The organism is Streptomyces sp. NPDC006332 (genome assembly GCF_040612855.1).
Classification (GTDB): Bacteria; Actinomycetota; Actinomycetes; order Streptomycetales; family Streptomycetaceae; genus Streptomyces.
Window position 1 is genome coordinate 48,741 of sequence record NZ_JBEXRA010000006.1, and the last position, 13,810, is coordinate 62,550.

Sequence of the window (13,810 nt, forward strand, 5' to 3'; positions counted from 1 at the left end):
ACCTCTCCGTGCAAGACACCGTCCTAGAGGGCGCAATGTCGCCGGATGCCCGAATCGGTACCGGATCCAAGGTCTCTCGCAGAACTACGGGATGCGATGTCTGTCAGGACAGATGAGGAAATGTCGGGCCAGGTTCCGGTCCGATCACACCGGGTGGGGCGCCTGTTCCATGGCCCGCGCCCCGAAGCCGTACCGTCCCTCGTCGGCAGAGCCTGTGCCCTCGTAGGCCTGCTGGACATCGCCGCGGGCGTCTTTCCTCGCTTCCGGCACAGCCGTATGCACACCCTCGCCGAGGTGCTGCCCGGCGCGCTCGGGCCGTTCGCCGCCGCGCTCTCGCTCAGCGCCGGCGTCCTGTTGCTGCTGCTCGCCCACGGGCTCAAGCGCCACAAGCGCCGGGCCTGGCGCGCGGCCGTGGTGCTGCTCCCGGCCGGCGCGGTGGCGCAGTTCACGTACCGGCACTCGCTGGTGGGCGTGCTCATCTCGCTCGCGCTGCTCGCGCCCCTGCTGCGCCACCGTGACCAGTTCGTGGCCCTGCCCGACCCGCGCAGCCGGTGGCGCGCGCTCGCCAACTTCGTCCTCATGGGCGCCGGTTCCCTCGTCCTCGGACTGCTCATTGTCAGCGTCCACCCGGGACGCATGGTCGGCGACCCGAGCCTGGCCGATCGCATCACCCACGTGCTGTACGGCCTGTTCGGTTTCGAGGGCCCGGTCGACTACCAGGGCAACACCTCATGGACGGTCGCCTTCTCCCTTGGCGCCCTGGGCCTGCTCACCGCCGTCACGACGATCTACCTGGCCTTCCGGCCCGAACACCCCGCCGCGCGGCTCACCCAGGAGGACGAGGCCCGGCTGCGCGCCCTGCTGGACAAGCACGGCGGCCGTGACTCCCTGGGCCACTTCGCGCTGCGCCGCGACAAGGCCGTCGTCTTCTCGCCCAGCGGCAAGGCCGCCGTGACCTACCGGGTCGTCTCCGGCGTGATGCTCGCCAGCGGTGACCCGATCGGGGACGTGGAGGCCTGGCCGGGCGCCATCGAACGCTTCATGGACGAGGCCACGGCCCACTCCTGGACGCCCGCCGTGATGGGCTGCTCGGAGACCGGCGGCGAGGTCTGGACCCGGGAGACCGGCCTGGACGCCCTCGAACTGGGTGACGAGGCGGTGGTGGACGTCGCGGATTTCTCCCTCGCCGGCCGCGCGATGCGCAACGTGCGTCAGATGGTCAAACGCATCGAGCGGGCCGGTTACGAGACCCGGGTACGGCGCGTGGGTGACCTCGGGGAGGCCGAGCTGGAGCGCGTCCGGCGCGCCGCGGAGGACTGGCGCGGGACCGACACCGAGCGGGGCTTCTCCATGGCCCTGGGCCGGATCGGCGACCCGGCGGACGGCGACTGTCTGATCGCCACCGCCCACAAGGCGGACGACCAGCCCGGTCCCTACGGCGACCTGAAGGCGATCCTGCACTTCGTGCCCTGGGGCACGGACGGCGCCTCCCTGGACCTGATGCGGCGCGACCGCTCGGCCGACCCCGGCATGAACGAGCTGCTGATCGTGGCCGCCCTCCAGGCCGCCCCCCGGCTGGGGATCACCCGCGTGTCGCTCAACTTCGCGATGTTCCGCGCGGCGCTCGCGCGCGGCGAGAAGATCGGCGCGGGCCCGGTGCTGCGCGCCTGGCGCGGGCTGCTGGTCTTCCTCTCGCGCTGGTTCCAGATCGAGTCCCTGTACAAGTTCAACGCCAAGTTCCGGCCACGCTGGGAGCCGCGCTTCGTGGTCTACCGCGCCTCCGGCGACCTGCCGCGCATCGGCTTCGCCGCGATGCAGGCGGAGGGCTTCGTCAACCTCGCCCTCCCCCTGCCACGCTTCCTGCGCAACCACACGCCCCAGGCGCACGCCTGCGCCCACGGCGCGGAACGGAGCGTCAGAGCGGCGATCTGACGAAGACCGCGCCGCTCGCCCGGCGACGACATGGGCGCCGCCGGATGAAGACCGAGCCGGTCGCCCGGCGACGACATCGGTCACCGTCGGGCGACCGCGCGGCCCACCCGCGGACGACATGGGCACCCCCGGACGAAGACCGTGGGCCGGCCGGCGACGAGTGGGGGCGGCCGTTCGCCGCTCCAGCCTCACCCTCGCGTCGGCCGGGCCCCGGCCCCTGTGATCCCGCCCGGGGCCTACGCTGAACGTATGAGCAAGCAGAGCGGACGCGGGCGCGTCGCGGGCCTTCCGGAATGGGGCCGCTGCGCGGTCATGGGAGTCGTGAACGTCACCCCCGATTCCTTCTCCGACGGCGGCCGCTTCTTCGACACCCTGGCCGCCGTCAAGCACGGCCTCGACCTCGTCACCGAGGGCGCCGACCTGGTGGACGTCGGCGGCGAGTCCACCCGTCCCGGCGCCAGCCGGGTCGACGAGGCCGAGGAGCTCAAGCGCGTCATCCCGGTCGTCCGCGGTCTCGCCTCCGAGGGCGTCACCGTCTCCGTGGACACCATGCGCGCCTCCGTCGCCGAGCAGGCCCTGTCGGCCGGTGCCTCCCTCGTCAACGACGTCAGCGGCGGCCTCGCCGACCCCGCGATGATCCCGGTCGTCGCCGACGCGCAGGCCCCCTTCGTCGTCATGCACTGGCGGGGCTTCCTGCAGGGCGGCAACGTCAAGGGCGTGTACGCGGACGTCGTGGCCGAAGTCGTGGACGAACTGCACACCCGCGTGGGGGCCGTCCTCGCCGGCGGTGTCGCCCCCGACCGCGTCATCGTCGACCCCGGCCTCGGCTTCTCCAAGGACGCCGAACACGACCTCGCCCTCCTCGCCCACCTCGACCGCCTGCTCGCCCTCGGGCACCCCCTGCTCGTCGCCGCCTCCCGCAAGCGGTTCCTGGGCCGCGTCCTGGCCGGCCCCGGGAGCGCGCCGCCGCCCGCCCGCGAGCGGGACGCCGCCACCGCCGCCGTCTCCGCGCTCGCGGCGCACGCCGGCGCGTGGGCGGTCCGCGTGCACGAGGTGCGCGCGACCGCGGACGCGGTACGGGTCGCGCGCGCCATGGAGGGAGCGCGCACCGCGGGCAACGGCGCTGAAGGAGTCCGGTGAGCGCCCCCCACACGGACGTGGAAGAGGTCGAACTCGCCAACACCGCCTTCTACGAGGCCATGGAGCGCGGCGACTTCGACACGGTGTCCTCGATCTGGCTCACCCCGTCCGACCTGGGCGTCGACGAGGAGTACCACGACCCCGCCGACGTCGGCGTCATCTCCTGCGTGCACCCCGGCTGGCCTGTACTCACCGGCCGCGGCGAGGTCCTGAGGTCGTACGCCCTGATCATGGCCAACACGGACTACATCCAGTTCTTCCTCACCGATGTACACGTCTCCGTCAGCGCCGACACCGCCCTGGTGACCTGCACCGAGAACATCCTCAGCGGCGGGCCCGCCCCCGAGGGCGGCGAGGAGCTGGGCCCGCTCGTCGGCCAGCTGGTGGTCGCCACCAACGTGTTCCGCCGTACACCCGACGGCTGGAAACTCTGGTCCCACCACGCCTCGCCCGTTCTGGCCGAAAGCGACGAGGACGAAAGCGACGACACCCCCGCCTGAGTGGGTAGGCGCCCCACAGGGCCACCAGAACTCCGCGCGGGAGCCACCCGTGCGGCTGGGACCGGGACCGGACGTGGTTGGAATCACGAACCGCCGGGTATGGGCGGCTACCAGCCCGTGAGCGGCCGGGTTCCCCAGGGGAAACGCACGATGAAACCTCCTGGCTCCGGCGCGGGCCCGCGCCCCCGCGGCCGGGCCCTGTCCGTGCTCGCAGGTAGATTCATCTGAGGCCGGTGTGCCGCCGCACACGGTACGGACCGGCCGTGACCGACGACAGCAGGAGTGATTCGTGTGGATCGTGTCGCGCTGCGCGGCCTGAAGGCCCGCGGGCACCACGGTGTGTTCCCCAAGGAGCGCGAGGAGGGCCAGACCTTCATCGTGGACCTCGTCCTGGGCCTGGACACCCGACCGGCCGCCGCCGACGACGACCTGACGAAGACCGTGCACTACGGCATCGTGGCGGAGGAGGTCGTGGCCGTCGTGGAGGGCGAGCCGGTCAACCTCATCGAGACACTCGCCGAGCGCATCGCCCAGACCTGCCTCAAGCACGAACGGGTCGAGGAGATCGAGGTCCGCGTCCACAAGCCGGACGCGCCGATCACCGTCCCCTTCGACGACGTGACCGTCACCATCACCCGGAGCCGAGTATGACCGCGTTCTTCACCGAGGGGCACAGCGACCCGACCGTACAGCCGGTACCCGCCTCCGTCGTCGAGAAGGTCGACGCCGCCGACACGACCCTCCACAACCCGAAACGGGCCGTGGTCTCCCTCGGCGCCAACCTCGGCAACCGTCTGGAGACCCTCCAGGGCGCCATCGACGCCCTGGAGGACACCCCCGGGGTCCGCATCAAGGCGGTCTCCCCGGTCTACGAGACGGAGCCGTGGGGCGTGGAGCCGGGCAGCCAGCCCTCGTACTTCAACGCGGTCGTGGTCCTGAAGACGACCCTGCCCCCCTCCTCCCTCCTGGAGCGGGCGCACGCGGTCGAGGAGGCCTTCCACCGAGTCCGGGACGAACGCTGGGGCGCGCGCACCCTCGACGTCGACATCGTGGCGTACGCCGACGTCGTCATCGACGACCCGCACCTCACGCTCCCTCATCCCCGCGCCCACGAACGCGCCTTCGTCCTCGTCCCCTGGCACGACGTGGACCCCGAGGCCCAGCTGCCCGGCCGCGGCCCGGTCGCCGACCTGCTCGACGCGGTCACCCGCGAGGGCGTGGAAGCACGCAAGGACCTGGAACTCCGGCTGCCCGAATAGCCGTTAAGGTCAAGACGGCCACAGTCCGTGGGACCTCGGGGAGCTGAAGGGACACCGTGAGAGAGCTGCGCATCAGGGTGCTGATCGGCGTCTTCGCCGTCGCCGGGGTCTTGTCCTGGGCGGGCGCCCGCCTGTGGAACTCGGTCGGGACCCTGCCCAGCGTCCCCCTGGCGGCGCCCATCGTCCTCGGCCTGATCGCCGTGGTCCTCCTGGCCACGGCGCTGTCGATCCGCGCCCGGCTCAAAGCGCAGCGCGAGCGCCGTCCGGAGGCCAAGGGCGTCGATCCCCTGATGGCGGCCCGCGCGGTCGTCTTCGGTCAGTCCAGCGCCCTGGTCGCGGCCCTGGTTTCAGGTATGTACGGCGGGACCGGGGTCTTCCTGCTGGAGTCCCTGGACATCCCCGCCCGCCGCGATCAGGCCATCTACGCCGGCTTCTCGGTCCTGGCGGGCATCGGCGTCATAGTGGCGGCCATCTTCCTGGAGCGCGTCTGCCGACTCCCGGAGGACGACGACCACAACACGGGTGCGGCTTCCACGACGTGACGACGGCCGGGCCTCAGCGGGCCTCAGCGGGTCTTAACAGCTCTTAGCGGGCCATGATGAGGCTCATCGCCTCATTGCGGGTGGCGGCGTCCCGCAGCTGGCCGCGCACGGCCGACGTCAGCGTCTTGGCACCGGGCTTGCGGATGCCGCGCATCGACATGCACATGTGCTCGCACTCCACGACGACGATGACACCGCGCGGCTCCAGTATCTCCATCAGGGAGTCCGCGATCTGCGTGGTGAGCCGCTCCTGCACCTGAGGGCGCCGGGCGTAGACGTCCACGAGACGGGCCAGCTTGGACAGGCCGGTGATCTTGCCGGTGGTGGCCGGGATGTAGCCGACATGGGCGACGCCGCGGAACGGCACGAGATGGTGCTCACACGTCGAGTACACCTCGATGTCCTTCACCAGCACCAACTCGTCGTGCCCCGCGTCGAACGTCGTGGTCAGCACGTCCTCGGGCTTCTGCGTCAGCCCCGCGAATATCTCCTGATAGGCCCGCGCGACCCGCGCCGGCGTCTCCCGCAGGCCCTCCCGGTCGGGGTCCTCGCCGACCGCGATCAGCAGTTCGCGTACGGCGTTCTCGGCGCGCTTCTCGTCGAACTCGCCGATGAAGCCCTCGCCGTCCAGCGTCACGGGGTCGGTCATGTGGTGCCTCGTTCCTGTGCCTGTCGCGCGTGTGGACCACGCACTTCCATCCCTGGCATACGAAATGCCGCGCCCCCCAGGCTAGAACCTGGGGGGCGCGGCAATCCATCCCGGGCCCGCGGTGAGGCCACCGGGGTCCGAGGGACCCGGAGGGTCAGCTCTCCGGGCGGTCCTCGGGGGCCGGCTCGGCCGCCGGAGCGGGCTCCGCGGCGGTGGCCTTCGCGGTGGAGATCGCCGGAGTCGCGCCGTTGGCGCCGTTCGTCAGTGCGAGCTCCTTGGGGGAGAGCACCGGCGGACGGGTCGACGGCGTACGCCGGGAGGATCCGGTCCAGGCCGGCCGCGGGGGACGCTTGACGATGGGAGCGAAGATCTCGGCGATCTGCTCCTTGTTCAGCGTCTCCTTCTCCAGCAACTGCAGGACCAGCTGGTCGAGGACGTCGCGGTTCTCGACCAGGATCTCCCAGGCCTCGTTGTGCGCCGTCTCGATGAGCTTCTTGACCTCCTCGTCGACCAGCGCGGCGACCTCTTCCGAGTAGTCACGCGGGTGCGACATCTCCCGGCCCAGGAACGGCTCGGTGTTGTCGCCACCGAACTTGATGGCGCCGAGACGCTCGGTCATGCCGTACTGCGTGACCATCGCGCGGGCCGTGGCCGTGGCCTTCTCGATGTCGTTCGCGGCGCCGGTGGTCGGGTCGTGGAAGACCAGTTCCTCGGCCGCGCGGCCGCCCAGCATGTAGGCCAGCTGGTCCAGCATCTCGTTGCGCGTGGTCGAGTACTTGTCCTCGTCCGGCAGGACCATCGTGTAGCCCAGAGCACGGCCTCTCGAGAGGATTGTGATCTTGTGGACCGGATCGGAGTTCGGGGAGGCCGCCGCGACCAGGGCGTGACCGCCCTCGTGATACGCGGTGATCTTCTTTTCCTTGTCCGACATGATCCGGGTCCGCTTCTGCGGGCCGGCCACGACGCGGTCGATCGCCTCGTCCAGCATGTGGTTGTCGATCAGCTTCTGGTTGCCGCGCGCCGTCAGGAGCGCCGCTTCGTTCAGCACGTTCGACAGGTCCGCGCCGGTGAAGCCGGGGGTGCGGCGGGCGACGGCCGACAGGTCGACGTCCGGTGCGACCGGCTTGCCCTTCTGGTGGACCTTGAGGATCTCCAGACGACCCTGCATGTCCGGGCGGTCCACCGCGATCTGGCGGTCGAAACGGCCGGGACGCAGCAGCGCCGGGTCGAGGATGTCCGGACGGTTCGTGGCGGCGATGAGGATCACACCGCCCTTGACGTCGAACCCGTCCATCTCGACGAGCAACTGGTTCAGGGTCTGCTCACGCTCGTCGTGACCACCGCCGAGGCCGGCGCCGCGATGGCGGCCGACCGCGTCGATCTCGTCGACGAAGACGATCGCCGGGGCGTTCGCCTTGGCCTGCTCGAACAGGTCACGGACTCGGGAGGCACCGACACCGACGAACATCTCGACGAAGTCGGAACCGGAGATCGAGTAGAACGGGACCCCGGCCTCGCCCGCGACGGCGCGCGCCAACAGGGTCTTGCCGGTGCCGGGAGGGCCGTACAGCAGTACGCCCTTGGGGATCTTCGCCCCGACGGCCTGGAACTTCGCCGGTTCCTGCAGGAACTCCTTGATCTCGTGGAGCTCCTCGACGGCCTCGTCCGACCCGGCGACGTCCGAGAACGTCGTCTTCGGGGTGTCCTTGGTGATGAGTTTCGCCTTGGACTTCCCGAAGTTCATCACCCGGGAGCCGCCGCCCTGCATCTGATTCATCAGGAACAGGAAGACGACGACGATGAGGACGAAGGGGAGCAGGGAGAGCAGGATCCCGACGAAGGCGTTCTGCTTCGTCGGCGAGACGGTGTATCCGTCCGGGATCTGCTTGTCCTGGTACTTGGTCTGCAGCGTGCCGGCGATGGTCACGCCCTGGTCGCCGATGTAGCTCGCCTGGATCTTCGAGCTGCCCTCGACCTTTACGCCGTTCTTGAGCTCGACCTTGATGGTCGACTCGTCGCCTGTGGTCAGCTTGGCCGACTCGACCTTGTTGTCATTGATCGCCTGGATCACCTGGCCGGTGTCCACCGTCTTGTAGCCACCGGACGAGCCGACGACCTGCATCAACACGACCACGGCAAGGACGGCCAGCACGATCCACATGACCGGCCCACGGAAGTATCGCTTCACGTCCATCCATACGGAGCGGTGCCGCCCCGTCCCTCCTGCCATAGTGAGTTTGATAAAGACAGTTCTTCTGACGGTACCCCAGCATTGTGGACCGAAGCCGCACGGGAGGGCTGTCGAACCCGTCTGCATGCTCCAACGGCGCGAAACCCGCTGGGGTTCCCGATCGTCTTACAGGGCTTGGGCCGTCTGGCTCAGCCGCTGTCCACGCGCCGGCTCAACCGCCGTACACGTGGGGCGCGAGCGTACCGACGAACGGGAGATTGCGGTACTTCTCGGCGTAGTCGAGTCCGTAACCGACGACGAACTCGTTGGGAATGTCGAAGCCGACCCACTCCACGTCGATGGCGACCTTCGCGGCGTCCGGCTTGCGCAGCAGGGTGCACACCTTGAGGGACGCGGGCTCACGCGAGCCGAGGTTGGAGATCAGCCAGGACAGGGTCAGGCCGGAGTCGATGATGTCCTCGACGATCAGCACGTCCCGGCCCTTGATGTCGGTGTCGAGGTCCTTGAGGATCCGCACCACACCGGAGGACTGGGTGCCCGCGCCGTAGGACGACACGGCCATCCAGTCCATGGTGACGGGGGTGGACAGCGCCCGTGCGAGGTCGGCCATGACCATCACCGCGCCCTTGAGGACACCGACGATGAGCAGGTCCTTGCCCGCGTACTCCGCGTCGATCTTCGCGGCCAGCTCGGCCAGCTTCGCGTCGATCTCTTCCTTGGTGATGAGCACCGACTGGAGGTCGGAACCCATGTCTTTCGCGTCCACCCGCATCACTTTCGGTCGTCCAACCGGCTGAGCGGCCCCTCCACGACGTCCTCACGGAGGACGGGATCAGCCTTGCCGAATCACCAGTCTGCCACCCTGCCGCCGGGCGACGACCTTGCCGGGGAGATTGATGGCTCCCTGGCCTCGCCAGCCGGTGATCAGACGGTCGACTTCCTCGACGTGGCGGGCGAAGAGCGACCCCGCGGGGGCGCCGGCCTCGATGGCCGCGCGGCGCAGGACCCGGCGGCGCACGGCGGGCGGCAGGGCGTAGAGCTTGGCGCACTCCAGGCCGCCGGCGGCGTCCCGTACGGAGGCTTCGGCCTGACCGGCCCACGCGTCGAGGGCGTCGGCGTCGTCGCGGGAGAGCTGGGCCGTGCGCGCGAGAGCCTCCACGACGCCTTTGCCGAGCGCCTTCTCCAGGGCGGGCAGACCCTCGTGACGCAGCCGGGAGCGGGTGTAGGCCGGGTCGGCGTTGTGCGGGTCGTCCCAGACCGGCAGGGACTGGACCATGCAGGCCTTGCGGACGGTCTGCCGGTCGAGTTGCAGGAAGGGGCGGCGGTAACGGCGGGCCGCCCCCGGCCCCCCGGACACCGCCGCCATCCCGGACAGCGAGCGGATGCCGGAGCCGCGGGCGAGGCCGAGCAGGACGGTTTCGGCCTGGTCGTCGCGGGTGTGGCCGAGCAGGATCGCGGTGGCACCGTGGCGTTCGGCGGCGGCGTCCAGGGCGGCGTAGCGGGCGTCTCGGGCAGCCGCCTCGGGGCCGCCTTCGCGGCCGACGGTCACGGCGGTGGCGTCGACAGGGTCCAGGCCGAGTTCGCGCAGCCGTAGGACGACCTCGTCGGCGCGCTGGTCGGAGCCGGGCTGGAGGCCGTGGTCGACGGTGACACCACCGGCTCGGATGTCGAGCTTGGGGGCCTCGAACGCCAGGGCGGAGGCGAGGGCCATGGAGTCGGCGCCGCCCGAGCACGCCACGAGCACGAGCGGCGACGGCGGGCGCTCGTGCGAGCTGTGCTCGGAGGTCTGGTGGTCGTTGAGGATGTCGTGGAGGACGCGGCGGACCGCCAGGCGTATCGCCGCGACCGCAGGATGGGGACCCATGTCCGGTTCCCTTCATGAAGTTTTCGGGGGGTGAGCTCGAGCTCGGTCACTCAGAGTGTGTAGATGGTGACAGAACCGGGCCGTTCCCCGAGCATTGCACGCCTACCCTTCGCTCACGGTCCCTCGGACGGGTGATTGAAGGGGCGTTCGCCTGCCGTCGGCCGGATTCGTTTCACGACCGCGGTGCCCGGGTTCACGACTCGGCCTTGCGGTGCACCCGCGCGACCCAGTCCGCCGGTTTGGCGATCTCCGCCTTCGTCGGGAGGGTGTTCGGGGAGGTCCACACCCGGTTGAAGCCGTCCACGCCGACCTGGTCGACGACGGCCCGCACGAAGCGTTCGCCGTCGCGGTACTGCCGGAGTTTGGCGTCCAGGCCCAGGAGCTTGCGCAGCGCGAGGTCCAGTCGGGAGGCGCCCTTGGCGCGCCGCTGCTGGAACTTCTCGCGGATCTCCGCGACGGTCGGGACGACCTGGGGGCCCACTCCGTCCATGACGAAGTCGGCGTGGCCCTCCAGGAGGGACATCACCGCGGTGAGGCGGCCGAGGATCTCCCGCTGGGCGGGTGTCTGCACGATCTCCACGAGGGACCTGCCGCCCTCGTCCTCCTCGCCCTCCGGGCGCCCGCCCGCGAGGGACTGGGCGGCGTCCCGGACGCGTTCCAGCACGGTCATGGGGTCGACCTCGGTCTCCCCCAGGAACGACTGGATCTCTCCCTCAAGGTGGTCGCGCAGCCAGGGCACGGCCGTGAACTGCGTGCGGTGGGTCTCCTCGTGGAGGCACACCCACAGCCGGAAGTCGTGCGGCTCCACGTCGAGTTCGCGCTCCACGTGGACGATGTTCGGGGCGACCAGGAGCAGTCGGCCGCCGCCGGGGGCGCCGCCGGCCGGGAGGTCCCGGGTGGCCGGGGCGAAGGTCTCGTACTGGCCGAGGACACGGGAGGACAGGAAGGACAGGAGCATGCCGAGTTCGACGCCGGTCACCTTGCCGCCGACGGCGCCCAGGACCACACCGCCGGGGGTGCTGCCCCGTCGTTCCTGCATCTTGTCGAGAAGCGGCTTGAGGATCTCCCGGAACCCGGCGACGTTCGCCCTCACCCAGCCGGGGCGGTCGACGACGAGGACCGGGGTGTCGTGCGACTCCTCCGTCGCCATACGAGTGAAGCCCCGGACGTGTTCCTCCGAGGCCTTGGCATGCCGGCGCAGTTCCGCGACGACGGCCCTGGCCTCGTCGCGGCTCACGTCGGGGCCCGGCCGTACGAGCCGGGTCGCGGTCGCGACCGCGAGATTCCAGTCGACCATCTCGGCACCACCGATGCTCGTCATGCGTCAACCGTACGTGAGCGGCCCCTGTTGGGGCAGGCCGTGAGGTGGCCGGACCGGTCTTTGTGCGCGCGGGCGCCCGGTCACCGGCAACCGCATGCGGCCAGGGCGGTGGCCGCCCGGTCCAGCGCCGCCTGGGCCGCCGCCGGATCGGTCGTGCCCGACGCCAGGAACGCGAAGGCCAGCAGCCGGCCGTCCTGGTCGACCACCGTTCCGGCCAGGGTGTTCACGCCGGTCAGGGTGCCTGTCTTCGCTCGTACGAGGCCGGCCGCGCCGTTCGCGTAACGGCTGCTCAGGGTGCCGCTGAAGCCCGCCACGGGCAGGCCGGTGAGGACCGGGCGCAGGTCGGGGCGGGACGGGTCGCCGGCCTTGGCGAGCAGGGAGGTGAGCAGGTCGGCCGTGAGCCGGTCGGCGCGGTCGAGGCCGCTGCCGTCCTGGAAGTCGGCGCCCGACAGCGGGAGCCGGAGTTTTTTCAGCTGGGCGGTGATCGCGCGGTCGGCGCCGTCGAAGTCGGCGCGTTCGCCGGTCGCGAGGGCGGTCTGCCGGGCGAGGGCCTCGGCGATGTCGTTGTCGCTGTTGGTCAGCATCCGTTCGACGAGGGCGGACAGCGGGGGTGAGGAGACCGTGGCGAGGGACTGTGCGCGGGCCGTCGCTCTGCCGGGGGCGGGGGCGGTCGTCCTGATCCCGTGGTCCTCGAGGAACGCGGCGAACGTGCGGCTCGCGTCCTTCTGCGGGTCGGTCACGCGGAGCACGGGGCCCCTGGTGGAGTCGTCCGTGCGGGCCTCGTCGGCCATCAGGGCGGTGACGGGGGCGAGGTTCTCGTTGACTCCGATGGGGTGAAGTACGGGGCCGGTGTACAGGGTGGTGTCGTACGACAGCGTCACCGCGCGGATGTCCCGCTTCTTCAGGGCGGCGGCGGTCTCGGCGGCGAGGGTGCGCAGGCTCGCCCAGCCCTCGGCGTCCTGGCGGGCGGTGAGGGTGGGGTCGCCGCCGCCGACGAGGACGAGGTTCTTGCCGCCGGGTTCGAGGGCGGCCCGGGTGGTGAGGCGGTGGTCGGCGCCCAGCGCGGACAGCGCGGCCACGGCGGTGGCGATCTTCGTGGTCGAGGCGGGGGTCAGGGCCAGGTCGGCGCCCACGCCGTAGAGCCGCTTTCCGGAGGTGACGTCCACGACCACGCCCGCCTGGCGGTCGCCGAGCGCGGCGTCCTTCAGGAGCGGGGCCAGGGTGGCGGACAGGCCCTGCCCGGTGGGCTCGGACCTGACGGTGTTCGAGGCGCGGCCGAGGGCGGCCAGTACGGAGGCGGCGCTGGGGGCGGGCCGCGGCGCCCCGCCCGGCACACCGGACGCCTCGTCGTGATCTGCGCCACCCGTGTGTTCCTGGGCCGCCGCCCGGTCCCGCTCGGCCGTACGCTGACCGGTGGAGTCCCAGGGTCCGGCCACGGTCACCACCGAGGCGGCCAGCGCCAGCCCGGCGGTGGCGGCTGTCGCGGTGTACTGCCAGGTCTTGGCGGTCTTCGGCCCCGGGATCCGGGCGAGCTGTGGACCCGCGGCCCGTGCCAGCCGCACGACCTGCGGTTTCGCGGCCTTCGCGGCGCGGGCGAGGCGGGGTCGTAGGGTGTCCGCGGTTCGCGGAACTCGGGACCGTACGGCTTTCTTGGCACCTGCCAGACGGGGTCGGACGGCGTTCGCGACCCGCGTCACATGCGGTTTCGCGGCACGCCAAGGCCTCAGCTCTGGCACGACCACCAGCCCCTTTCGCGATCACACACCTGCGTGAGGGACACTTAACCACCAGAACTATGTGTTGATCATGGAGGAGCCACCGGTGGAGTTCGACGTCACGATCGAGATTCCGAAGGGTTCACGGAACAAGTACGAGGTGGACCACGAGACCGGTCGGATCCGCCTGGACCGTCGCCTCTTCACCTCGACCAGCTACCCGGCCGACTACGGCTTCGTCGAGAACACCCTCGGCGAGGACGGCGACCCGCTGGACGCGCTGGTCATCCTGGACGAGCCGACCTTCCCCGGCTGCCTCATCCAGTGCCGCACGATCGGCATGTTCCGGATGACGGACGAGGCCGGCGGCGACGACAAGCTGCTGTGCGTGCCCGCGCACGACCCGCGCGTGGAGCACCTGCGGGACATCCACCACGTCTCCGAGTTCGACCGCCTGGAGATCCAGCACTTCTTCGAGGTCTACAAGGACCTGGAGCCCGGCAAGTCCGTCGAGGGTGCCAACTGGGTGGGCCGTACGGACGCCGAGGCCGAGATCGAGCGGTCGTACAAGCGGTTCAAGGAGTCCGGCGGCCACTGATCGCCGATGCGCCCCGCGGGCCGCGTGACCCCTTCCGGGGTGGCGCGGCCCGTTCGCGTGCCGGTGCGCATACTGAGGAACGCCGAACGTGTCGTACAG

The 13,810-nt window shown here is 70.8% G+C and carries 13 protein-coding genes; 7 read left to right on the forward strand and 6 right to left on the reverse strand.

Features of this window, described 5'->3' with window-relative positions:
* The first annotated feature begins 120 nt into the window (after positions 1-120).
* From ABZ027_RS07775 to ABZ027_RS07800, 6 genes are all read left to right on the forward strand, one after another.
* The gene (locus ABZ027_RS07775) at positions 121-1,932 is read left to right on the forward strand and encodes a phosphatidylglycerol lysyltransferase domain-containing protein (RefSeq protein ID WP_356765471.1); all 1,812 of its coding nucleotides are present in this window, start codon (positions 121-123) and stop codon (positions 1,930-1,932) included.
* Positions 1,933-2,181: 249 nt separating this feature from the next.
* A complete protein-coding gene (gene folP, locus ABZ027_RS07780; protein ID WP_356765473.1) occupies positions 2,182-3,072 on the forward strand; it encodes a dihydropteroate synthase in 891 nt (296 codons plus the stop codon).
* A complete protein-coding gene (locus ABZ027_RS07785) occupies positions 3,069-3,572 on the forward strand; it encodes a nuclear transport factor 2 family protein (protein WP_356765475.1) in 504 nt (167 codons plus the stop codon). The genes folP and ABZ027_RS07785 overlap by 4 nt, the downstream gene beginning before the upstream one ends.
* A gap of 291 nt (positions 3,573-3,863) precedes the next feature.
* On the forward strand, positions 3,864-4,223 hold the full coding sequence (folB, locus tag ABZ027_RS07790) for a dihydroneopterin aldolase (RefSeq protein WP_356765477.1): 360 nt from the start codon (positions 3,864-3,866) through the stop codon (positions 4,221-4,223).
* Positions 4,220-4,831, forward strand: coding sequence for a 2-amino-4-hydroxy-6-hydroxymethyldihydropteridine diphosphokinase (folK, locus tag ABZ027_RS07795; RefSeq protein WP_356765479.1), 612 nt, complete (start codon positions 4,220-4,222; stop codon positions 4,829-4,831). Before folB ends, folK begins: the two co-directional genes overlap by 4 nt.
* Positions 4,832-4,887: 56 nt before the next feature.
* On the forward strand, positions 4,888-5,373 hold the full coding sequence (locus ABZ027_RS07800) for a DUF3180 domain-containing protein (RefSeq protein WP_356765481.1): 486 nt from the start codon (positions 4,888-4,890) through the stop codon (positions 5,371-5,373).
* Between the two features lie 43 nt (positions 5,374-5,416).
* Here ABZ027_RS07800 and folE read toward each other — a convergent pair whose 3' ends face one another.
* The 6 genes from folE to dacB form a co-directional block, all read right to left on the reverse strand.
* Positions 5,417-6,022 carry a GTP cyclohydrolase I FolE gene (gene folE, locus ABZ027_RS07805; protein WP_356765483.1) on the reverse strand — a complete coding sequence of 202 codons (606 nt, stop codon included), beginning with the start codon at positions 6,020-6,022 and terminating at the stop codon, positions 5,417-5,419.
* A gap of 154 nt (positions 6,023-6,176) precedes the next feature.
* Complete coding sequence (ftsH, locus tag ABZ027_RS07810; RefSeq protein WP_356765763.1) at positions 6,177-8,216, reverse strand: ATP-dependent zinc metalloprotease FtsH; 2,040 nt, start codon at positions 8,214-8,216, stop codon at positions 6,177-6,179.
* Between the two features lie 208 nt (positions 8,217-8,424).
* The gene (hpt, locus tag ABZ027_RS07815; RefSeq protein ID WP_356765765.1) at positions 8,425-8,985 is read right to left on the reverse strand and encodes a hypoxanthine phosphoribosyltransferase; all 561 of its coding nucleotides are present in this window, start codon (positions 8,983-8,985) and stop codon (positions 8,425-8,427) included.
* Positions 8,986-9,045: 60 nt separating this feature from the next.
* Entirely contained in the window at positions 9,046-10,077 is a 1,032-nt protein-coding gene (tilS, locus tag ABZ027_RS07820; protein WP_356765485.1) for a tRNA lysidine(34) synthetase TilS, read from the reverse strand.
* Positions 10,078-10,270: 193 nt separating this feature from the next.
* Positions 10,271-11,398, reverse strand: coding sequence for a zinc-dependent metalloprotease (locus ABZ027_RS07825; protein ID WP_356765487.1), 1,128 nt, complete (start codon positions 11,396-11,398; stop codon positions 10,271-10,273).
* Between the two features lie 80 nt (positions 11,399-11,478).
* Positions 11,479-13,140, reverse strand: coding sequence for a D-alanyl-D-alanine carboxypeptidase/D-alanyl-D-alanine-endopeptidase (gene dacB, locus ABZ027_RS07830; protein WP_356765489.1), 1,662 nt, complete (start codon positions 13,138-13,140; stop codon positions 11,479-11,481).
* 79 nt (positions 13,141-13,219) lie between these two features.
* On the opposite strand from dacB, the gene ABZ027_RS07835 reads away from it, so the two are divergent.
* Positions 13,220-13,711 carry an inorganic diphosphatase gene (locus tag ABZ027_RS07835; protein ID WP_355780971.1) on the forward strand — a complete coding sequence of 164 codons (492 nt, stop codon included), beginning with the start codon at positions 13,220-13,222 and terminating at the stop codon, positions 13,709-13,711.
* Positions 13,712-13,810: the final 99 nt, after the last annotated feature.